Origin of the sequence: Amycolatopsis sp. NPDC051071, from assembly GCF_040682875.1 — a bacterium.
GTDB lineage: Bacteria > Actinomycetota > Actinomycetes > Mycobacteriales > Pseudonocardiaceae > Amycolatopsis.
On sequence record NZ_JBFBBY010000030.1, the window covers coordinates 31,677 to 51,785 of the forward strand.

At 65.7% G+C, this 20,109-nt stretch carries 32 protein-coding genes; 30 read left to right on the forward strand and 2 right to left on the reverse strand.

Translation table 11 applies throughout. The annotated features are described in order from the left end of the window. Positions 1-11: 11 nt before the first annotated feature. A complete protein-coding gene (locus tag AB0M65_RS13045; RefSeq protein WP_364026011.1) occupies positions 12-344 on the reverse strand; it encodes a hypothetical protein in 333 nt (110 codons plus the stop codon). Further along, on the reverse strand, positions 344-931 hold the full coding sequence (locus AB0M65_RS13050; RefSeq protein ID WP_364026014.1) for a YbaB/EbfC family nucleoid-associated protein: 588 nt from the start codon (positions 929-931) through the stop codon (positions 344-346). The genes AB0M65_RS13045 and AB0M65_RS13050 overlap by 1 nt, the downstream gene beginning before the upstream one ends. 184 nt (positions 932-1,115) lie before the next feature. Here AB0M65_RS13050 and AB0M65_RS13055 point away from each other — a divergent pair, with 184 nt between their 5' ends. From AB0M65_RS13055 to AB0M65_RS13200, 30 genes are all read left to right on the forward strand, one after another. After that, positions 1,116-1,262: a hypothetical protein gene (locus AB0M65_RS13055; protein WP_364026017.1), complete on the forward strand. Its 147-nt coding sequence runs from the start codon at positions 1,116-1,118 to the stop codon at positions 1,260-1,262. A gap of 367 nt (positions 1,263-1,629) precedes the next feature. After that, entirely contained in the window at positions 1,630-2,004 is a 375-nt protein-coding gene (gene rpsL / locus AB0M65_RS13060; RefSeq protein ID WP_003102113.1) for a 30S ribosomal protein S12, read from the forward strand. Then, positions 2,004-2,474, forward strand: coding sequence for a 30S ribosomal protein S7 (gene rpsG / locus AB0M65_RS13065; protein WP_005166770.1), 471 nt, complete (start codon positions 2,004-2,006; stop codon positions 2,472-2,474). Before rpsL ends, rpsG begins: the two co-directional genes overlap by 1 nt. Positions 2,475-2,537: 63 nt before the next feature. After that, on the forward strand, positions 2,538-4,637 hold the full coding sequence (gene fusA, locus AB0M65_RS13070) for an elongation factor G (RefSeq protein WP_364026020.1): 2,100 nt from the start codon (positions 2,538-2,540) through the stop codon (positions 4,635-4,637). A 127-nt stretch (positions 4,638-4,764) separates the two neighbouring features. Beyond that, entirely contained in the window at positions 4,765-5,958 is a 1,194-nt protein-coding gene (gene tuf / locus AB0M65_RS13075) for an elongation factor Tu (RefSeq protein WP_364026023.1), read from the forward strand. A 412-nt stretch (positions 5,959-6,370) separates the two neighbouring features. Further along, a complete protein-coding gene (gene rpsJ / locus AB0M65_RS13080; protein WP_003102098.1) occupies positions 6,371-6,676 on the forward strand; it encodes a 30S ribosomal protein S10 in 306 nt (101 codons plus the stop codon). A gap of 31 nt (positions 6,677-6,707) precedes the next feature. Further along, positions 6,708-7,358 carry a 50S ribosomal protein L3 gene (gene rplC, locus AB0M65_RS13085; protein ID WP_125788816.1) on the forward strand — a complete coding sequence of 217 codons (651 nt, stop codon included), beginning with the start codon at positions 6,708-6,710 and terminating at the stop codon, positions 7,356-7,358. A 2-nt stretch (positions 7,359-7,360) separates the two neighbouring features. Continuing rightward, positions 7,361-8,047 carry a 50S ribosomal protein L4 gene (rplD, locus tag AB0M65_RS13090; RefSeq protein WP_364026026.1) on the forward strand — a complete coding sequence of 229 codons (687 nt, stop codon included), beginning with the start codon at positions 7,361-7,363 and terminating at the stop codon, positions 8,045-8,047. After that, positions 8,044-8,355: a 50S ribosomal protein L23 gene (gene rplW / locus AB0M65_RS13095; RefSeq protein ID WP_364026029.1), complete on the forward strand. Its 312-nt coding sequence runs from the start codon at positions 8,044-8,046 to the stop codon at positions 8,353-8,355. Before rplD ends, rplW begins: the two co-directional genes overlap by 4 nt. Positions 8,356-8,371: 16 nt before the next feature. Beyond that, positions 8,372-9,208 (forward strand): 50S ribosomal protein L2, encoded by an 837-nt coding sequence (rplB, locus tag AB0M65_RS13100; protein ID WP_364026031.1) that lies wholly within the window; start codon positions 8,372-8,374, stop codon positions 9,206-9,208. An 18-nt stretch (positions 9,209-9,226) separates the two neighbouring features. Next, positions 9,227-9,508: a 30S ribosomal protein S19 gene (gene rpsS / locus AB0M65_RS13105; protein WP_026468892.1), complete on the forward strand. Its 282-nt coding sequence runs from the start codon at positions 9,227-9,229 to the stop codon at positions 9,506-9,508. A 29-nt stretch (positions 9,509-9,537) separates the two neighbouring features. Then, a complete protein-coding gene (gene rplV / locus AB0M65_RS13110) occupies positions 9,538-9,954 on the forward strand; it encodes a 50S ribosomal protein L22 (protein WP_005166780.1) in 417 nt (138 codons plus the stop codon). Continuing rightward, a complete protein-coding gene (rpsC, locus tag AB0M65_RS13115; protein WP_364026035.1) occupies positions 9,954-10,805 on the forward strand; it encodes a 30S ribosomal protein S3 in 852 nt (283 codons plus the stop codon). Before rplV ends, rpsC begins: the two co-directional genes overlap by 1 nt. Before the next feature lie 3 nt (positions 10,806-10,808). Then, entirely contained in the window at positions 10,809-11,228 is a 420-nt protein-coding gene (gene rplP / locus AB0M65_RS13120; protein WP_004558864.1) for a 50S ribosomal protein L16, read from the forward strand. Continuing rightward, positions 11,228-11,476 (forward strand): 50S ribosomal protein L29, encoded by a 249-nt coding sequence (gene rpmC / locus AB0M65_RS13125; protein ID WP_005166783.1) that lies wholly within the window; start codon positions 11,228-11,230, stop codon positions 11,474-11,476. Before rplP ends, rpmC begins: the two co-directional genes overlap by 1 nt. Then, a complete protein-coding gene (rpsQ, locus tag AB0M65_RS13130; protein ID WP_364026038.1) occupies positions 11,473-11,751 on the forward strand; it encodes a 30S ribosomal protein S17 in 279 nt (92 codons plus the stop codon). The genes rpmC and rpsQ overlap by 4 nt, the downstream gene beginning before the upstream one ends. A 79-nt stretch (positions 11,752-11,830) precedes the next feature. After that, a complete protein-coding gene (gene rplN, locus AB0M65_RS13135; RefSeq protein ID WP_005166785.1) occupies positions 11,831-12,199 on the forward strand; it encodes a 50S ribosomal protein L14 in 369 nt (122 codons plus the stop codon). Positions 12,200-12,202: 3 nt separating this feature from the next. Then, complete coding sequence (rplX, locus tag AB0M65_RS13140; protein WP_076163007.1) at positions 12,203-12,517, forward strand: 50S ribosomal protein L24; 315 nt, start codon at positions 12,203-12,205, stop codon at positions 12,515-12,517. 2 nt (positions 12,518-12,519) lie between these two features. Then, on the forward strand, positions 12,520-13,083 hold the full coding sequence (rplE, locus tag AB0M65_RS13145; protein WP_016331092.1) for a 50S ribosomal protein L5: 564 nt from the start codon (positions 12,520-12,522) through the stop codon (positions 13,081-13,083). A 4-nt stretch (positions 13,084-13,087) separates the two neighbouring features. Then, complete coding sequence (locus AB0M65_RS13150) at positions 13,088-13,273, forward strand: type Z 30S ribosomal protein S14 (RefSeq protein WP_005166789.1); 186 nt, start codon at positions 13,088-13,090, stop codon at positions 13,271-13,273. 186 nt (positions 13,274-13,459) lie between these two features. Beyond that, positions 13,460-13,858 carry a 30S ribosomal protein S8 gene (gene rpsH / locus AB0M65_RS13155; RefSeq protein ID WP_364026043.1) on the forward strand — a complete coding sequence of 133 codons (399 nt, stop codon included), beginning with the start codon at positions 13,460-13,462 and terminating at the stop codon, positions 13,856-13,858. A 16-nt stretch (positions 13,859-13,874) separates the two neighbouring features. Next, positions 13,875-14,411 (forward strand): 50S ribosomal protein L6, encoded by a 537-nt coding sequence (gene rplF / locus AB0M65_RS13160; RefSeq protein WP_364026046.1) that lies wholly within the window; start codon positions 13,875-13,877, stop codon positions 14,409-14,411. A gap of 2 nt (positions 14,412-14,413) precedes the next feature. Further along, positions 14,414-14,812 (forward strand): 50S ribosomal protein L18, encoded by a 399-nt coding sequence (gene rplR / locus AB0M65_RS13165; protein WP_039795639.1) that lies wholly within the window; start codon positions 14,414-14,416, stop codon positions 14,810-14,812. Between the two features lie 31 nt (positions 14,813-14,843). Then, positions 14,844-15,488 carry a 30S ribosomal protein S5 gene (gene rpsE, locus AB0M65_RS13170; protein ID WP_005166795.1) on the forward strand — a complete coding sequence of 215 codons (645 nt, stop codon included), beginning with the start codon at positions 14,844-14,846 and terminating at the stop codon, positions 15,486-15,488. A gap of 1 nt (position 15,489) precedes the next feature. After that, positions 15,490-15,675, forward strand: a complete 186-nt coding sequence (rpmD, locus tag AB0M65_RS13175) for a 50S ribosomal protein L30 (protein ID WP_364026050.1) — start codon at positions 15,490-15,492, stop codon at positions 15,673-15,675. Then, complete coding sequence (gene rplO, locus AB0M65_RS13180; protein ID WP_364026052.1) at positions 15,672-16,118, forward strand: 50S ribosomal protein L15; 447 nt, start codon at positions 15,672-15,674, stop codon at positions 16,116-16,118. The genes rpmD and rplO overlap by 4 nt, the downstream gene beginning before the upstream one ends. 330 nt (positions 16,119-16,448) lie before the next feature. Continuing rightward, a complete protein-coding gene (locus tag AB0M65_RS13185; protein WP_364026055.1) occupies positions 16,449-17,225 on the forward strand; it encodes a hypothetical protein in 777 nt (258 codons plus the stop codon). 39 nt (positions 17,226-17,264) lie between these two features. Beyond that, positions 17,265-17,897 (forward strand): LysE family translocator, encoded by a 633-nt coding sequence (locus AB0M65_RS13190; RefSeq protein WP_364026058.1) that lies wholly within the window; start codon positions 17,265-17,267, stop codon positions 17,895-17,897. Positions 17,898-18,219: 322 nt separating this feature from the next. Next, positions 18,220-19,527 (forward strand): preprotein translocase subunit SecY, encoded by a 1,308-nt coding sequence (gene secY / locus AB0M65_RS13195; protein ID WP_364026061.1) that lies wholly within the window; start codon positions 18,220-18,222, stop codon positions 19,525-19,527. Continuing rightward, positions 19,524-20,078 (forward strand): adenylate kinase, encoded by a 555-nt coding sequence (locus AB0M65_RS13200; RefSeq protein WP_364026064.1) that lies wholly within the window; start codon positions 19,524-19,526, stop codon positions 20,076-20,078. Before secY ends, AB0M65_RS13200 begins: the two co-directional genes overlap by 4 nt. Positions 20,079-20,109: the final 31 nt, after the last annotated feature.

Genomic DNA, 20,109 nt, shown 5'->3' on the forward strand with positions numbered 1-20,109 from the left:
CGTCCCCCAGCTCACTTCGGTCCGTCGATCTTGGCTTCGTACTTCCCCAGGGTGATCGTCGCGTCGTTCTCGAAGCCGTCGTAGATCGACGCCGCCTGGTTGAGCTTGCCGGAGAAGGCGTCGACCCCGGTCTTCATCAGCTCGAGCAGCTCACGCAGGTCGGCGAGCTTGCCGGTGTAGGTCTGCTTCACCGCGAGCCCGATCAGGCCCCACGACTTGTCCGTGACGTCGGCCTGGTCGACAAGGCCGCCGAATTTGCCGGCCTCGTCCTTGTAGTAGCCGAGGTTGTTCGCGTAGCCGGTCAAGGCCTGCGTCTTGACTTCGTGTCCTCCGGGGCCGCCCATCAGCGTTCCTCCTGGTCGTCGAACAGGTTCTTGAGGAACTGGTCACCGGCCGAATTCCCACCGGCCGCCGCCGGGCCGGGAGCCGGTTCGTCCGAGCGCCGGAGCACCGAGTCCTCGCTGAAGTCGTCTTCGTCACGAAGGCGGTTCGCGGGGCGGCCGGTGTCCTGTGGTGGCTCCTCCGACATCTGAGACCGCAGATCGTCCGCCGTGGTTCCCAGTGCTTCGGCTTGGGCTTCGAGAACCTGCTCTTCGACGTTCAGATGGAACGCGTCGCCGAATTGCGAGTCGACGATCCCGGCCTGCTTCCGGGCCGCGTCCGCGACCGCGGTGTGCAGTGTGGACAGTATGACGGCCGCGAGCTGTTGTGGTTGCTGCCTAAGGGCTTCCGGGGTGAGCTGGATGTCCTTCACCGATCCGCCGGGGCCCGCGACGACGGTGACCGAACGATCAGGGGACGCCGCCACCGATTCCAGTCCGGCCAATTCCTCCTGCATCTCGCCGACCTTCGCGAACTGCGTTTCGGCCTTTTTGATCTTGGACTGGAACTTCTCGAATTCCGCGACCAGTTGTTCGAACTCGGCCGACATGGAGCCTCCCCGTGCGGTTTCGTGCGGCCATCGCTGTGACCGGCGTCATCGTGACCCATTGGGCCGTTTGACGCATCGGGGTGCTTCCCGGATCCATCCGGCTCACCCGTCAGGGGAATAGGTAGCGTGGTCCGCCGAGTAGGGGAGACAGCGCAGAACAGCGCAAACAGTGAGGGGAGGCGTCGTGGACGCCGAGCAGCAGGAAAGCATCGAGGAACCCAGGCGGGGGAGTCACGCGGCGCCGGAGGGCGCACCCGTGCATCCGCTGATCAATCTCGGCCGGGACCCGAACCCCGGCCGGGCGGACCACGCCAAGCCCGACGGGGAATGAAGGCTGGGCGCGGCGCCTTCGTTGAGGACGCCGACCAGGAATGAAACGGCCCGAAACGCCGTTCCATCAGGGTGGCCGCGGCGTAACGCGCGGCACGATATAGTTATCGACCCCCCGATTTGGTCGGCCCCGAAGTGGGCGGGTATCTTTGGAGACCGTGCCCGGCAGGCGTCGGGCCGTCCCGTGTGCCGTGCGGCATGAACGGGGTGCTCAGGCATCCGGTTCCAAGGCTGCGCCACACGGGGTCCGACGGAAAATCCCTACGGGAAGTTACCGGTCGAGAGACCGTGACGCGGGCCGACACGCCCGACCGCGGGGGCCGGAGAAAGCACGAAGTAAGCAAGATCGCGAACAGAAAGCTGGTCCATTGCCCACGATCCAGCAGCTGGTCCGAAAGGGCCGCCAGGACAAGGCTGCCAAGCAGAAGACCGCGGCCCTCAAGGGGAGCCCGCAGCGGCGTGGCGTGTGCACTCGCGTGTACACCACGACCCCCAAGAAGCCGAACTCGGCGCTGCGCAAGGTCGCGCGTGTGAAGCTGACCAGCGGCATCGAGGTCACCGCCTACATCCCCGGTGAGGGCCACAACCTGCAGGAGCACTCGATGGTGCTCGTGCGCGGTGGTCGAGTGAAGGACCTGCCGGGTGTTCGCTACAAGATCATCCGCGGGTCGCTCGACACCCAGGGTGTGAAGAACCGTAAGCAGGCGCGCAGCCGTTACGGTGCCAAGAAGGAGAAGAGCTAATGCCCCGCAAGGGTCCGGCCCCTAAGCGGCCGTTGATCTCCGACCCCGTCTACGCCTCGCCGCTGGTCACCCAGCTGGTGAACAAGGTGCTGAAGGACGGCAAGCGCTCCCTGGCCGAGCGCATCGTTTACGGCGCACTCGAAGGTGCTCGCGAGAAGACCGGCACTGACCCGGTCGTCACGCTGAAGCGCGCCCTGGACAACGTGAAGCCGACCATCGAGGTGAAGAGCCGCCGGGTCGGTGGTGCCACGTACCAGGTGCCGATCGAGGTCAAGCCGGGTCGCTCCACCACCCTCGCCCTGCGTTGGCTGGTCTCCTTCTCCGCGGCCCGCCGCGAGAAGACCATGATCGAGCGCCTGCAGAACGAGCTGCTCGACGCGAGCAACGGCCTTGGCGCCAGCGTCAAGCGTCGCGAAGACACGCACAAGATGGCCGAGTCCAACAAGGCCTTCGCGCACTACCGCTGGTGATGACCGCCCGGCTGCCGATCAACGCCTTGCCGGGCCCCATTCTTGAGACAGGGGAACACTCTCGTGGCACGTGAAGTGCTGACCGACCTGAACCAGGTCCGCAACATCGGCATCATGGCCCACATCGACGCCGGTAAGACCACCACCACCGAGCGGATCCTGTTCTACACCGGGGTCAACTACAAGATCGGCGAGGTGCACGACGGCGCCGCGACGATGGACTGGATGGAGGAGGAGCAGAAGCGGGGTATCACCATCACCTCGGCTGCCACCACCACCTTCTGGGCCGACCACCAGATCAACATCATCGACACCCCGGGCCACGTCGACTTCACCGTCGAGGTGGAGCGTTCGCTTCGCGTGCTCGATGGTGCCGTCGCCGTCTTCGACGGCAAGGAAGGTGTCGAGCCGCAGTCCGAGCAGGTCTGGCGTCAGGCGGACAAGTACGAGGTTCCTCGTATCTGCTTCGTCAACAAGATGGACAAGCTCGGCGCGGACTTCTACTTCACCGTCCGCACCATCGAGGAGCGCCTCGGCGCCCGCCCGCTGGTCATCCAGCTGCCGATCGGCGCCGAGAACGAGTTCGAAGGCGTCATCGACCTGGTCCGCATGAAGGCGCTGACCTGGCGCGGCGAGGTCCAGAAGGGCGAGGACTACGCCGTCGAGGAGATCCCGGCCGAGCTCGCCGACAAGGCGGCCGAGTACCGGGAGAAGCTGGTCGAGGCCATCGCCGAGACCGACGACTCCCTGATGGAGAAGTTCCTCGAGGGTGAGGAGCCGACGGAGGCCGAGCTGAAGGCCGGTATCCGCAAGCTCACCGTGAACCGCGAGGCGTACCCGGTGCTCACCGGTTCCGCCTTCAAGAACAAGGGCGTCCAGCCCATGCTCGACGCGGTCATCGACTACCTTCCGTCGCCGCTGGACGTCCCCGCCGTCGAGGGCACGCTGCCCGACGGTGAGACGGTCGTGTCGCGCAAGCCGTCGACCGAAGAGCCGTTCTCCGCACTGGCGTTCAAGATCGCCGCGCACCCGTTCTTCGGCAAGCTGACCTACATCCGGGTGTACTCGGGCAAGGTCTCCGCCGGCGCGCAGCTGATCAACGCCACCAAGGAGCGCAAGGAGCGCATCGGGAAGCTCTTCCAGATGCACTCCAACAAGGAGAACCCGGTCGATGAGGCCCAGGCGGGCCACATCTACGCGGTCATCGGCCTGAAGGACACCACCACCGGTGACACCCTCGCCGACCCGCAGAACCCGGTCGTCCTCGAGTCGATGACGTTCCCGGCGCCGGTCATCCGCGTCGCGATCGAGCCGAAGACGAAGGCCGACCAGGAGAAGCTCTCCCTGGCGATCCAGAAGCTGGCCGAAGAGGACCCGACGTTCCAGGTCAACCTGGACGAGGACACCGGCCAGACGATCATCGCGGGTATGGGTGAGCTGCACCTCGAGGTGCTGGTCAACCGGATGAAGTCCGACTACAAGGTCGAGGCGAACATCGGTAAGCCGCAGGTCGCCTACCGCGAGACGGTGCGCAAGACGGTCGAGAAGCTCGACTACGTGCACAAGAAGCAGACCGGTGGTTCCGGTCAGTTCGCGAAGGTCATCGTCAAGCTCGAGCCCCTCGAGTCCACCGACGGTGCACTCTACGAGTTCTCCAACAAGGTCACCGGTGGCCGCGTGCCGCGGGAGTACATCCCGTCGGTCGACGCGGGCGCGCAGGACGCCATGCAGTACGGCGTGCTGGCCGGTTACCCGCTCGTCGGGTTGAAGTTCACCTTGCTGGACGGTGCGTACCACGAGGTCGACTCTTCGGAAATGGCCTTCAAGATCGCCGGCTCCATGGCGATGAAGGAAGCCGCGAAGAAGGCGGGCCCGGTCATTCTCGAGCCGTTGATGGCCGTCGAGGTCACCACGCCCGAGGACTACATGGGCGATGTGATCGGTGACCTCAACTCCCGCCGTGGCCAGATCCAGGCCATGGAGGAGCGTGCCGGAACCCGTGTCGTCAAGGCACTGGTCCCGCTGTCGGAGATGTTCGGCTACGTCGGTGACCTGCGGTCGCGTACCCAGGGGCGTGCCAACTACTCGATGGTGTTCGACTCCTACGCCGAGGTTCCCGCGAACGTCGCGAAGGAAATCATCGCGAAGGCGACAGGGGAGTAGTTCCCTCTCGCTCGCGGGCATAAGGAAAACTCCTGAACGTCCGCACCACCCACCGAGAAACGAATCTCCGTCTGACGACAGCCACGTCGGCCGGTGAGTAAGCAAAACAGTCCAGGAGGACATTCCAGTGGCGAAGGCGAAATTCGAGCGGACCAAGCCGCACGTCAACATCGGGACCATTGGTCACGTCGACCACGGTAAGACCACTCTGACCGCGGCGATCACCAAGGTTCTGCACGACAAGTACCCCGAGCTGAACACCGCTTCGGCGTTCGACCAGATCGACAACGCGCCGGAAGAGAAGCAGCGCGGTATCACGATCAACATCTCGCACGTCGAGTACCAGACCGAGAAGCGTCACTACGCCCACGTGGACGCCCCCGGTCACGCGGACTACATCAAGAACATGATCACCGGTGCCGCGCAGATGGACGGCGCGATCCTCGTGGTCGCGGCGACCGACGGCCCGATGCCGCAGACCCGTGAGCACGTGCTGCTCGCGAAGCAGGTCGGCGTGCCCTACATCGTCGTCGCGCTGAACAAGGCCGACATGGTGGACGACGAGGAGATCCTGGAGCTCGTCGAGCTCGAGGTCCGCGAGCTGCTGTCCTCCCAGGACTTCCCGGGTGACGACGCTCCGGTCGTCAAGGTCTCCGGTCTCAAGGCCCTCGAGGGTGACGAGGCGTGGGGCAAGTCCGTGCTCGAACTGATGGAAGCCGTCGACGAGAACGTTCCGGACCCGGTCCGTGAACTCGACAAGCCCTTCCTGATGCCGATCGAAGACGTCTTCACGATCACCGGCCGTGGCACGGTCGTGACCGGCCGTATCGAGCGTGGCCGCGTCAACGTGAACGAAGAGGTCGAGATCGTCGGCATCAAGGAGAAGTCGACCAAGACCACCGTCACCGGTGTCGAGATGTTCCGCAAGCTGCTCGACCAGGGTGAAGCCGGCGACAACGTCGGTCTGCTGGTCCGTGGCATCAAGCGCGAGGACGTCGAGCGCGGCCAGGTCGTCGTGAAGCCGGGTACCACCACCCCGCACACGGAGTTCGAGGGCTCGGTCTACATCCTGTCGAAGGACGAGGGTGGCCGTCACACCCCGTTCTTCAACAACTACCGCCCGCAGTTCTACTTCCGCACGACGGACGTGACCGGCGTGGTGACCCTCAAGGAGGGCACCGAGATGGTCATGCCGGGCGACAACACGGACATCAGCGTCACGCTGATCCAGCCGATCGCCATGGACGAGGGCCTGCGGTTCGCCATCCGTGAGGGTGGCCGTACCGTCGGCGCCGGCCAGGTCACCAAGATCAACAAGTGATTTAGACGCCCCCTGTCCGGGCAATACACCCCCGGGTAGGGGGCGTCAAATCACGTGTGCGACACTATTCAGGTTGCTCGTCCTGGGGCGGCCGAATCTTGCAAGTCATTTGACAAGCAGGTTCCGGCCGCCCTGGTATGAGTGGCCACGGTCCGCCGAGCACTTCCTTCGGGTGAGGCTAGCGGGCACGGGCGTTTGAGACGGCGATTCGAGTAAGACAGCCGGCTCGATGCCTCCTCACGTTGAGGAAGACCAGGCAAGACGACGATCCCACGGGATCCGTCTGTGCGTCGGGCGCGACACGCCCGACCGCGTGGACCGGGGACAGGGCCGTTGAACTGGGAAAACCTCAGTCACGACCGAGGTTTGAAGAGACAAAGCGGCACGAGACGACAAGGAACGAGCAGCCACCATGGCGGGACAGAAGATCCGCATCCGGCTCAAGGCCTACGACCACGAGGCGATCGACACCTCGGCGCGCAAGATCGTCGAGACGGTCACGCGCACCGGCGCCCGTGTTGTCGGGCCGGTGCCGCTGCCCACCGAGAAGAACGTTTACTGCGTCATCCGCTCGCCGCACAAGTACAAGGACTCGCGCGAGCACTTCGAGATGCGCACGCACAAGCGTCTGATCGACATCCTCGACCCGACGCCGAAGACGGTCGACGCGCTCATGCGCATCGACCTGCCGGCGAGCGTCGACGTCAACATCCAGTAGCGGCTGGCGAGCGGCGGAGAGTAAGAAACTCATGTCTGACAGGCAAATGAAGGGCATCCTGGGCACCAAGCTCGGCATGACCCAGGTCTTCGACGAGAACAACCGGGTCGTCCCGGTGACCGTCGTCCAGGCCGGTCCGAACGTGGTCACCCAGGTTCGGACCCAGGAAACCGACGGCTACAAGGCCGTGCAGCTGGCTTTCGGCGCGGTCGACCCGCGCCGGGTGAACAAGCCGCGCACCGGCCACTTCGACAAGGCGAGCGTGACCCCGCGTCGCTTCCTTGCCGAGCTGCGTACCACCGACGCCGAGACCTACGAGGTCGGCCAGGAGATCACCGCCGAGGTGTTCGAGGCCGGTATCGAGGTCGACGTGACCGGTACCAGCAAGGGCAAGGGCTACGCCGGTGTCATGAAGCGTCACGGCTTCAAGGGCCAGGGCGCGAGCCACGGTGCCCAGGCCGTGCACCGCAAGCCCGGCTCGATCGGTGGCTGTGCCACCCCGGGCCGCGTCTTCAAGGGCCTGCGCATGGCGGGCCGGATGGGCAACGACCGGGTCACCACGCAGAACCTGACCGTGCACGCGGTGCGTGCCGAGGACGGCCTGCTGCTGATCAAGGGCGCCGTGCCCGGTCCCAAGGGCGGCCTGCTGTTCGTGCGCAGCGCCGCGAAGGGTGGTAACTGATCATGACCAGCGTCGAGCTGAAGACCCCGGCCGGTAAAGCCGACGGCACGGTCGAGCTCCCCTCGGAGATCTTCGACGTGCAGGCCAACGTGCCCCTCATGCACCAGGTCGTGGTGGGCCAGCTGGCCGCCGCTCGCCAGGGCACGCATGACACCAAGACCCGCGGTGAAGTCCGCGGTGGTGGCAAGAAGCCTTACCGCCAGAAGGGCACCGGCCGCGCCCGCCAGGGTTCGACCCGTGCGCCGCAGTTCGTCGGCGGTGGTGTCGTTCACGGCCCCACGCCGCGCGACTACACCCAGCGGACCCCGAAGAAGATGAAGGCCGCCGCCCTGCGTGGCGCCCTCTCCGACCGGGCCCGCGCCGGACAGCTGCACGTCGTCACCGAACTGGTGACCGGCGAGAAGCCGTCCACCAAGTTCGCCAAGGCCGCCATCGCCGCGGTGACCAAGGCCAAGCGCGTTCTCGTGGTGCTGCACCGCGACGACGAGCTGAGCTGGAACTCCGTGCGGAACCTTGCCGACGTCCACATCATCACGCCCGACCAGCTCAACACCTACGACGTGTTGGTCAACGACGACGTGGTGTTCACCAAGGCCGCTTACGACGTGTTCGTCGCCGGCCCCGTCCGGGGCAAGGGCGCGAAGGCTTCGGCCCGGTCGAGTGAGGTTGAAGGGAGTGACGAGCAGTGAGTGCGATCGCCATCCCCGATCCTCGCGACATCTTGCTCGCGCCGGTGATCTCCGAGAAGTCCTACGGGCTGCTCGAGGACCACAAGTACACGTTCATCGTCCGCCCGGACGCCAACAAGACCCAGATCAAGATCGCGGTCGAGCAGGTGTTCGGCGTCAAGGTGGTCAGTGTCAACACGGCCAACCGCCAGGGCAAGCGTAAGCGGACTCGCGCCGGCTTCGGCAAGCGCAAGGACACCAAGCGCGCCATCGTGACTCTTTCGGCTGAAAGCAAGCCGATCGAGATCTTCGGCGGACCCACCGCGTAAAGGACTGAGCTGACACATGGGCATCCGCAAGTACAAGCCGACGACCCCGGGTCGTCGTGGCTCCAGCGTCTCCGACTTCGCCGAGATCACTCGGTCCACCCCGGAGAAGTCGCTGCTGCGTCCGCTGAGCAAGACCGGCGGCCGTAACTCCAGCGGCAAGATCACCACTCGCCACAAGGGCGGTGGCCACAAGCGTGCGTACCGGCTGATCGACTTCCGCCGGAACGACAAGGACGGCGTCCCCGCCAAGGTCGCGCACATCGAGTACGACCCCAACCGGTCCGCTCGTATCGCGCTCCTGCACTACGCCGACGGCGAGAAGCGCTACATCATCGCCCCGGAGAAGCTCAAGCAGGGTGACACGGTTGAGAACGGCCCCCGCGCCGACATCAAGCCGGGTAACAACCTGCCGCTGCGCAACATCCCGGTCGGTACCGTGATCCACGCGATCGAGCTCCGCCCCGGTGGCGGCGCGAAGATGGCGCGGTCCGCCGGTGCCAAGGTGCAGCTGGTGGCGAAGGACGGGCCTTACGCCCAGCTTCGTCTCCCGTCGGGCGAGATCCGCAACGTCGACGTCCGCAACCGCGCCACCGTCGGTGAGGTCGGTAACTCCGACCACTCCAACATCAACTGGGGCAAGGCGGGCCGTAACCGCTGGCGCGGCAAGCGTCCCACCGTCCGTGGTGTCGTCATGAACCCGGTCGACCACCCGCACGGTGGTGGTGAGGGTAAGACCTCCGGTGGTCGTCACCCGGTGAACCCGAACGGAAAGCCCGAAGGCCGCACCCGCCGCCGCAAGGCCTCCGACGCCATGATCGTCCGCCGCCGCCGTACCGGCAAGAACAAGCGCTGAGCAGGGAGGTAGAAGCACATGCCACGTAGCCTTAAAAAGGGCCCCTTCGTGGACGACCACCTGCTCAAGAAGGTGGACGTTCTCAACGAGTCGGGCAAGAAGACCGTGATCAAGACCTGGTCGCGACGCTCCACGATCATCCCGGATTTCCTGGGTCACACGATCGCGGTGCACGACGGCCGCAAGCACGTCCCGGTGTTCGTCACCGAGGCGATGGTGGGTCACAAGTTGGGCGAATTCGCCCCGACTCGGACCTTCAAGGGCCACATCAAGGACGACCGCAAGTCGCGCCGCCGCTGAGCGGGCACGAGAGAACAAGGAAGATAGCGATGAACGCCCAGAACGACGTGGCCGAGGCTTTGCCGACGGCTTACGCGCGGGCTCGCTTCGTCCGGGACTCGCCTACCAAGGTGCGCCGGGTGATCGAGCTGATCAAGGGACGTAGCGCCGCCGACGCCTTGGCCGTGCTCCAGTTCGCCCCGCAGGCGGCAAGCGAGCCGGTCGCGAAGGTGCTCGCCAGCGCCGTGGCCAACGCCGAGAACAACCTCGATCTCGATCCGGACACCCTCTGGGTCAAGAACGCCTACGCCGACGAGGGCCCGACCCTCAAGCGCATCCGTCCGCGGGCCCAGGGCCGCGCGTACCGGATCCGCAAGCGGACCAGCCACATCACCGTCGAGGTGGAGTCGCGTCCGAAGGCCGAAGCCAAGAAGGCACAGGGCAAGAAGAAGGCAGGTGGCCGGTAGTGGGCCAGAAGATCAACCCGCACGGCTTCCGCCTGGGTATCACCACGGACTGGAAGTCGCGTTGGTACGCCGACAAGCAGTACGCGGAGTACGTGGCCGAGGACGTCAAGATCCGGAAGCTGCTGTCCACGGGCATGGAGCGCGCCGGGATCTCCAAGGTCGAGATCGAGCGCACCCGTGACCGGGTTCGCGTCGACATCCACACCGCCCGGCCGGGCATCGTCATCGGCCGTCGCGGCGCGGAAGCCGACCGGATCCGCGGCGCGCTGGAGAAGCTGACCGCCAAGCAGGTCCAGCTGAACATCCTCGAGGTCAAGAACCCCGAGGCCGACGCCCAGCTCGTCGCTCAGGGTGTCGCGGAGCAGCTGAGCAACCGGGTGGCGTTCCGCCGCGCGATGCGCAAGGCGATCCAGACCTCCATGCGTTCGCCGCAGGTCAAGGGCATCCGCGTGCAGTGCGGCGGTCGTCTCGGCGGTGCCGAGATGTCCCGTTCCGAGCACTACCGCGATGGCCGCGTCCCGCTGCACACGCTGCGTGCCGACATCGACTACGGCTTCTTCGAGGCCAAGACGACGTTCGGTCGCATCGGCGTGAAGGTGTGGATCTACAAGGGCGAGCTCGTGGGTGGTCTCAAGGCCAGGGAGGCGCGTGACGCCGCCGCGGCCGCCGAGCGTGCCCCGCGCCGTGACCGTGGTGACCGTCCCGCCCGCCCGCGCCGTTCCGGCGCGTCGGGCACGACGCCGACCTCGACCGAAGCCGGCCGGGCCGCCGCCGCCGCGAAGAGCGACGACGCTGCCCCTGCGGCCACCGAGGCCCCGGCTGCTGAGACTGCAGAAAAGACGGAGGGCTGACACGTGCTCATCCCGCGCAGGGTCAAGCACCGGAAGCAGCACTCCCCGAAGCGCCACGGTGCCGCCAAGGGCGGTACGAAGGTGAGCTTCGGCGAGTACGGCATCCAGGCGCTTGAGCACAGCTACGTGACCAACCGGCAGATCGAGTCCGCTCGTATCGCCATGACGCGTCACATCAAGCGTGGCGGCAAGGTGTGGACGACCATCTACCCCGACCGCCCGCTGACCAAGAAGCCGGCGGAAACCCGCATGGGTTCCGGTAAGGGTTCGCCCGAGTGGTGGATCGCCAACGTGAAGCCGGGCCGCGTGATGTTCGAGATCTCGTTCCCGAACGAGGAGACCGCCCGTGAGGCGCTCCGTCGCGCGATCCACAAGCTGCCCATGAAGTGCCGCATCGTGACCCGTGAAGGTGGTGAGTTCTGATGGCGAAGGCAGGTGCCGCTCTGGCATCGGAGCTGCGTGAGCTCACCGCGGAAGAGCTCGTCCTGCGTCTGAAGGAATACAAGGAGGAGCTTTTCAACCTCCGCTTCCAGATGGCGACCGGACAGCTCGACAACAACCGCCGTCTGCGCACCGTCCGTACGGACATCGCGCGGATCTACACGGTCATGCGCGAGCGTGAACTCGGCCTGTCCGTTTCCCCTGACGCCGAGAGTGAAGGTGCCGCATGAGCGAGCAGCCCACCGAGGCGGCCGGCCGCAACGACCGTAAGGTCCGTGAGGGCTATGTCGTCTCGGACAAGATGAACAAGACGATCGTGGTCGAGCTCGAAGACCGCAAGAAGCACCGTCGCTACTCCAAGGTTCTCCGCAGCACCACCAAGGTCAAGGTGCACGACGAGAACAACGAGGCAGGCAAGGGCGACCGGGTCACTCTTATGGAGACCCGCCCCCTGTCGGCGACCAAGCGCTGGCGCCTGGTGCAGATCGTGGAGAAGGCCAAGTAAGTAGGGCTCTTTTTGAGTCCCTTAGTTCCGCAAGGCTCGCGTTCGAACGCGAGAACCAGCGCGACATACAGGAGTTGACGTGATCCAGCAGGAGTCGCGGCTTCGGGTTGCCGACAACACGGGCGCGAAGGAAATCCTTTGCATCCGCGTTCTCGGTGGTTCGGGGCGGCGCTACGCGGGTATCGGCGACATCATCGTCGCCACCGTGAAGGACGCCATGCCGGCCGCCGGCGTGAAGAAGGGTGACGTCGTCAAGGCGGTCATCGTTCGCACGCGCAAGGAGCGCCGTCGTCCGGACGGTTCTTACATCCGCTTCGACGAGAACGCTGCTGTGCTCATCAAGAACGACAATGAGCCCCGTGGCACCCGCATCTTCGGCCCGGTGGGCCGCGAGCTGCGCGACCGAAAGTTCATGAAGATCATTTCGCTCGCGCCGGAGGTGTTGTAGAGCATGAAGGTGAAGAAGGGCGACACGGTCGTCGTCGTCGCCGGCAAGGACAAGGGTGCCAAGGGCAAGGTCATCCAGGCCTACCCCGAGCGCGAGCGCGTGCTGGTCGAAGGCGTGAACCGGATCAAGAAGCACACGCGGATCTCCCAGACCCAGCGCGGCGCGCAGTCCGGCGGCATCGTCACTCAGGAAGCGCCCATCCACGTCTCGAACGTGATGGTCGTCGACTCCGATGGCAAGCCGACCCGGGTGGGCTACCGCATCGGCGAGGACGGCAAGAAGGTCCGGGTCTCGCGCCGGAACGGTAAGGACATCTGATCATGACCACCGCAGAGAAGATCGCCCCGCGCCTCAAGGTGCGGTACCGCGAGGAGATCAAGGGACAGCTCCAGGAGGAGTTCTCCTTCGAGAACGTCCACCAGATCCCGGGCGTCGTCAAGGTCGTCGTGAACATGGGTGTCGGTGACGCCGCCCGTGACAGCAAGCTGATCGAAGGCGCCATCCGCGACCTGGCCGCGATCACCGGGCAGAAGCCCGAGGTTCGCAAGGCTCGCAAGTCCATCGCGCAGTTCAAGCTGCGTGAGGGCCAGCCGATCGGTGCGCGCGTCACGCTGCGCAACGACCGCATGTGGGAGTTCCTCGACCGGCTGCTGACCATCGCGCTGCCGCGTATCCGTGACTTCCGCGGGCTTTCGCCGAAGCAGTTCGACGGCAACGGCAACTACACGTTCGGTCTCAACGAGCAGTCGATGTTCCACGAGATCGACCCGGACGCCATCGACCGCCCGCGCGGTATGGACGTCACTGTCGTCACCACCGCCAACACCGACGACGAGGGCCGCGCGCTGCTTCGCAAGCTCGGCTTCCCGTTCAAGGAGAACTGAGTCGATGGCCAAGAAAGCACTGGTCCACAAGGCCGCGAAGACGCCGAAGTTCAAGGTTCGCGGTTACACGCGTTGCCAGCGGTGCGGTCGCCCGCACTCGGTGTTCCGCAAGTTCGGGCTCTGCCGGATCTGCCTTCGCGAGATGGCACACGCGGGCGAGCTGCCCGGCGTCCGCAAGTCCAGCTGGTAAGAGTCTCCTTTGCCAATTCGGCCGAAAGCAGGCGGATGCGGACCGCGAGCCCACCGGCTCACCGGCTCCCTTTCGCCGTGACCGCCGGTCGGATTGGCAAACAATCGGATACAGAACTCCCACTTCGCCACAGGCCCCGCAGCATTGAGTGCGGGGAACCAGGGCGAGAAAGGTTGACAGGTCACCATGACGATGACCGACCCCATCGCAGACTTCTTGACCCGTCTGCGTAACGCGAACTCGGCGTACCACGACGAGGTCGTGCTTCCCCACTCGAAGATCAAGGCGAACATCGCCGCGATCCTCAAGCGCGAGGGCTACATCGCGGGCTACCGCGACGAGCCGGGCGAGAAGCACAAGAACCTCATCGTGGAGCTGAAGTACGGCCCCAACCGTGAGCGCAGCATCGCCGGCCTTCGCCGCGTGTCCAAGCCCGGCCTGCGGGTCTACGCAAAATCGACCGAACTGCCGAACGTTCTCGGTGGCCTTGGCGTCGCGATCATCTCGACGTCCTCCGGCCTCCAGACCGATCGTCAGGCCAAGCGCAACAGCGTGGGCGGCGAAGTCCTCGCCTACGTCTGGTAAGGAAGGGGGCACAGACATGTCACGCATCGGAAAGCTGCCGGTCGCCGTCCCCTCCGGGGTCGAGGTGACCATCGATGGTCAGCTGATCAAGGTCAAGGGGCCCAAGGGCACCCTTGAGCACACCATCGCCGAGCCGATCACCGTGGAGCAGGCCGACGGCACGCTCCAGGTGAAGCGACCCGACGAGGAGCGCACCAGCCGTGCCCTGCACGGTCTCACCAGGACGCTGGTCAACAACCTCGTCGTCGGTGTGACCGAGGGCTACGAGAAGAAGCTTGAAATCCACGGCGTCGGTTACCGCGTGCAGGCCAAGGGTTCGGACCTCGAGTTCGCCCTCGGCTACAGCCACCCGGTCAAGATCGAAGCCCCGGAAGGCATCACCTTCAAGGTCGAGAACCCCACCCGGTTCTCGGTCTCGGGCATCGACAAGCAGAAGGTCGGCCAGATCGCCGCGGTCATCCGCAAGCTGCGCCGCCCGGACCCGTACAAGGGCAAGGGCCTGCGCTACGAGGGTGAGAAGATCCGCCGCAAGGTCGGAAAGACGGGTAAGTGATCATGAGCGACACGACTACGAAGCGCAAGCCGGTCGGCAAGGACATCTCGACCCGCCGCCGCGTCGCGAAGGCCCGTCGGCACTTCCGGCTCCGCAAGAAGATCAACGGCACGGACCAGCGTCCGCGCTTGGTCGTCAAGCGTTCGTCACGGCACATCGCCGTGCAGCTGATCGACGACCTGGTCGGCAAGACCCTGGCGTCGGCGTCCACCCTCGAGGCGGACGTTCGCGCGCTGGACGGCGACAAGAAGGCCAAGGCCGCCAAGGTCGGGGAGCTTCTCGCCGCTCGCGCCAAGAACGCCGGTGTCTCGACCGTGGTGTTCGACCGTGGTGGCAACGCCTACCACGGCCGCATCGCGGCACTCGCCGACGCTGCCCGTGAGGCGGGGTTGGAGTTCTGATGCACATGCTCGTGAATGGAAGGACAGCCTGATGCCGGGACGTACACGGCAATTCGGCGGCGGCCAGGGTGGACCCGGCGGGCAGGGCGGCAACGACCGCAATGACCGTCGCGACCGCCGGGACCGGCGCGACAGCGGCCGTGGCGGGGCCGGCCAGGAAAAAACCCCGCACCTCGAGAAGGTCGTGACGATCAACCGCGTCGCCAAGGTCGTCAAGGGTGGTCGTCGCTTCAGCTTCACCGCCCTCGTCGTCGTCGGTGACGGTGACGGTCAGGTCGGCGTCGGCTACGGCAAGGCCAAGGAAGTTCCCGCGGCCATCGCCAAGGGCGTCGAGGAAGCGAAGAAGAACTTCTTCCGCGTTCCCCGCGTCGGCGGCACCATTCCCCACCCGATCCAGGGTGAGGAAGCCGCCGGTGTCGTGCTGCTCCGTCCGGCCAGCGCCGGTACCGGCGTCATCGCCGGTGGCCCGGTCCGCGCGGTACTGGAGTGCGCGGGTGTCCACGACGTGCTGTCGAAGTCTCTCGGCTCCGACAACGCGATCAACATCGTGCACGCGACCGTGGCAGCCCTGAAGGGTCTGCAGCGTCCCGAAGAGGTCGCGGCCCGCCGCGGTCTCCCGCTCGAGGACGTCGCGCCTGCTCGGATGCTGCGTCAGCGCGCGGGTCAGGGGGTCTGACATGACTCAGCTCAAAGTGACCCAGATCAAGAGCAAGATCGGCACCAAGCACAACCACCGTGAATCGCTGCGTACCCTCGGGCTGCGCAAGATCCGGCAGTCTGTGGTGCGTGAAGACACCCCCCAGGTTCGCGGCCTCATTCACACGGTCCGCCACCTGGTGGAGGTCGAGGAGGTCAAGGCATGACTGCCATCAAGATCCACCACCTTCGTCCGGCTCCGGGCGCGAAGCGCGAGAAGATGCGCGTCGGCCGTGGTGAGGGCTCGAAGGGCAAGACCGCCGGTCGCGGTACCAAGGGCACCAAGGCCCGGAAGAACGTGCCCGCCGGTTTCGAGGGTGGGCAGATGCCCATCCACATGCGGCTCCCGAAGCTTCGCGGCTTCAAGAACCGCTTCCGTACCGAGTACCAGCCGGTGAACGTGGGCGACATCGCCCGCGTCTTCCCGGACGGTGGCAAGGTCGGCGCCGAGGAGCTCGTCGCGAACGGTCTCGTCCGCAAGGGCAAGCTCGTGAAGGTGCTCGGCAACGGTGACCTGAACGGCGTCAAGCTGGACATCACCGCCGATGCTTTCTCCGGCTCCGCCAAGGAGAAGCTCTCCGCCGCCGGTGGCTCCGCCACCACGCTCTGAGCGCTCTCCACTCGCTTCACCGAAAGGCCCGCCCGGCTCCGCCCGGCGGGCCTTTCGCTTGCGCTCCTCCCTCCGCCGACCTCCCTTTAGCGGGCTAATCGCGATCTGGTCCCTTCTCCCCGGCGCTACCGCCGACGTGCGTTTAGCCCCCTAATCGCGCTCCGGCGGCCGGGTGGTCTCCCCGCGCCCAGAGCGCGATTAGGGGGCTAAAGGCGCTCCGGCGGTCGCCCAGGTCCCCGCAGCCTTGAGCGCGTTTAGCCCGCTAAACGCGCTCCGCCCGCAGGGCCGCGGGCGTGGCGGGCGGGGGGTCTGGGCTGGAAGGATCGCGAGGTGGACACACCTCCCGGGCAGGATCCGCAGCCCTTTCAGCAGCAGTCGGACGCGCCGCCGACAGTCGTCTCGGTGGCAGGCCCCACGGATCCCGTGGAAGTGCCGGGGCGACCTGGCAGGTCCGAGCCTCGCCGGCTCGTCGCGGCGGGACTGGCCACACTGGCGCTGGTCCTGACCCTCGTGGGTTGCTTCTTCCCGTTCTTCATCACTGAGCATCGGCTCGGCTTCGATCGCAGCGAAAAGATCGTGGTCGTGGTGGTCCAAGGCGCGTGGGAAACGAAGATCGTCCAGGACGACGGCCCCTCGCTCGTCGTGGCGTCGTCGCCGGTCGGTATTCCCCTCCTGGTCGCCGCGGCGATCCTCCTGGCGGCCGCGATCGTCAGCGTCCGCGCCGCCCGGCTGCGACGGCCGGACATCTTGGACCGATGGCTCACCACCATCGCGGCGGTGTTCCTCACCGGAGCCGTCGCCACCGCTACCACCATGCTGGGATTCGGGCGTCAGCTGGGAGAACCCACCAACGGGACACTGACGTTCGGGGCGGGTATCTGGGCTCTTTTCGCCGCTGTCGTCGCTGCGGTGGGCGCGGCGGTCATGAGTCACCGCGTCGACGAGGGCGAGATCCCGGTGAGCGAGGCACCCGGTCTCGCGGATCTGCCCACGCCAAAGGACGGCATCTCCATCATGGTGCTCCCGCCGGAGCCTCGGACCGAGGCGCCGCCGGACTACTCGGCCTTCGCGCCTCCGCGGGATTCCGGCTCCAGAGAGCGCGATTAGCCCGCTAAAGGCGTTCGCGTGGACCGATAGGGTTGGCCGATGACTTGGGTGGTGGTCTTTTTCGGCGCGGCGGTGCTCGTCGCTTTTACGCCAGGGGCGAACAACCTGCTTGGTCTGCACCACGGCATGACACAGGGGGTCTGGAAAGGCCTCGCCGGCCTGCTAGGCCGATTGGCCGCGTTCACGGTGTTGATCGCGGCCGTCGCGGCGGGGCTCGGGCGGATCCTCGCGGCCTCCGAACTTGCACTCACGGTGATCAAGTGGGCCGGTGTCGGCTACCTCGTCTGGATCGGCGGAAGACTGCTGTGGTCGACGTTCCGCGGTGAACGGACCACGGTGGTCACCGGGCCGGAGAAGGCCGAAACCGTTCCGGCGCTGAGGATCGCGAGGAAGGAATTCGTTGTCGCGATCACGAACCCGAAGGCGATCCTCATCTTCACCGCGTTCGTGCCCCAGTTCATCGACCCAGCTCACGGCTCCTTTTCCCGGCAGATCGCGGTTCTCGGCGCCGTCTACCTGCTCGCCGAATTCGTCGCGGGCGCGACCTACATCGGAGCGGGGACGCTCGTGAAGTCGCTTCGGCTGTCCCGCCGCGCCACGCGCAACGTCGACCGCGGTACCGGCGTCGTGCTCCTCGGCATGGCGGGCGCCCTCGCCACTTCGAGCTCCTGACCCCGAACCCCGGTCACAGCGCGTTTAGCGGGCTAAATGCGATCTGAAGGGGGTCGGAAAGCAGGTAACGACAGGGCGTTCTGTCAAGGTTCCGGAGCAAGAAGCGGAAGTCGATCAACCCCGCGCACCGACCTTCGTCCGGAAAACCCACACGCACTGCGGACACGCCCTGTGAAGCTGTTAGAGTCGGCGACACGCTTCGGGACGAGTGTGCCCCGAAGCGTTCCTGGCTTGTGCCAGAAAGCTGTGTGTTCCCGCCGGCCCCAGGTCGGCCAAGCCGATCGTCGGTAAGACAGCCGACGACGCCGAGGAGGTCCCCCGCGTGCTCAGCGCCTTCCGCTCGGCTCTCGCGACGCCGGATCTACGTAAGAAGATCCTGTTCACGCTAGCCATTGTCGCGGTCTACCGAATCGGTGCCACCATTCCGGCCCCGGGCATCTCGTACTCCGCCGTCCAGAAATGTACGGAGACCGGGTCGCAGGAGGGCGTCTATCAACTGCTGAACCTGTTCAGTGGTGGTGCGCTGCTGCAGCTCTCGCTGTTCTCGACCGGCATCATGCCGTACATCACGGCGAGCATCATCGTCCAGCTTCTCACCGTGGTCATCCCACGGTTCGAGGAACTGAAGAAGGAAGGCCAGGCCGGCCAGGGCAAGCTCACCCAGTACACCCGGTACCTGACGATCGCGCTCGCGATCCTGCAGGCCACCGGTGTGGTGGCGCTCGCCGACCGCAAGCAGCTTTTCCCGCAGTGCGACACCGCGATCATCCCGGACAACAGCGTCTACACGCTGGCCATCATCGTCATCACGATGACCGCCGGTACCGCCGTCATGATGTGGCTGGGTGAGCTGATCACCGAGCGCGGCGTCGGCAACGGCATGTCCGTCCTCATCTTCCTGAACATCGCGGCCCGTATCCCGATCGAGGGTGGCAACATCCTCAGCAGCGCCGGCCCGGTGGTCTTCACCCTGATCCTGGTGTTCGGTCTGGTGATCATCGCCAGCGTCATCTTCGTCGAGCAGGGCCAGCGCCGGATCCCGGTGCAGTACGCCAAGCGCATGATCGGCCGCCGTATGTACGGCGGGACCTCGACCTACCTGCCGATCAAGGTGAACCAGGCCGGTGTCATCCCGGTCATCTTCGCCTCGTCGCTGCTTTACCTGCCGGACCTCATCAGCCGCCTCGTCGGCGACGCCAACAGCAACTCCGGCTGGCAGGTCTTCATCCAGAACTACATCGTCAACCAGTCCAGCTGGGCGCACGTCCTGCTGTACTTCGCGTTGATCATCTTCTTCACGTACTTCTACATCACGATCACGTTCAACGTGGACGAGCGTGCGGAAGAAATGAAGAAGTTCGGTGGCTTCATCCCGGGTATTCGTCCGGGGCGCCCCACCGCGGAGTACCTCAGCTACGTCCTCGGCCGGATCACTCTGCCGGGCTCGCTGTACCTGGGCATCATCGCGATCCTTCCGAACTTCTTCTTGTCCGTCACCGGTAGCGGGAACAACCAGAACTTCCCGTTCGGTGGCACGGCTGTGCTGATCATGGTCGGTGTCGGTCTCGACACCGTGAAGCAGATCGAAAGCCAGCTGATGCAACGTAACTACGAAGGGTTCTTGAAGTGACGCGCCTGGTTCTCGTTGGCCCTCCTGGCGCGGGCAAAGGTACTCAGGCGGTAGCACTGTCGGAGAAGCTCCGGATCCCGCACATCTCGACCGGCGACCTGTTCCGCGCTCACGTGGGCGAGCAGACGCCGCTGGGCCAGGAAGCCAAGCGCTACCTGGATTCCGGTGAACTCGTGCCCGACTCGGTCACGAACGAGATGGTGCGTGAGCGCCTCGCCGAACCGGACGCCAAGGCCGGCTTCCTGCTCGACGGCTTCCCCCGCAACACGAAGCAGGCCGATGTGCTCGGTGAGATCCTCGGCGAGGTCGACACCAAGCTGAACGCGGTCATCCAGCTTCAGGTCTCGGAAGACGTCGTCGTCGAGCGGTTGCTTTCGCGTGGCCGTTCGGACGACACCGAAGACGTCATCCGTCGTCGTCAGCAGATCTACGTGTCGGAGACGGCTCCGCTGCTCGAGTACTACGCGGACATCCTGGTCACGGTCGACGGCGTCGGCACGGTCGAGGAGATCTCCGCCCGCGTGCTGGAAGCGCTGCGCGACCGCACGTGAATCTCGGAGGACTGCGTGTACTGCAACGGCT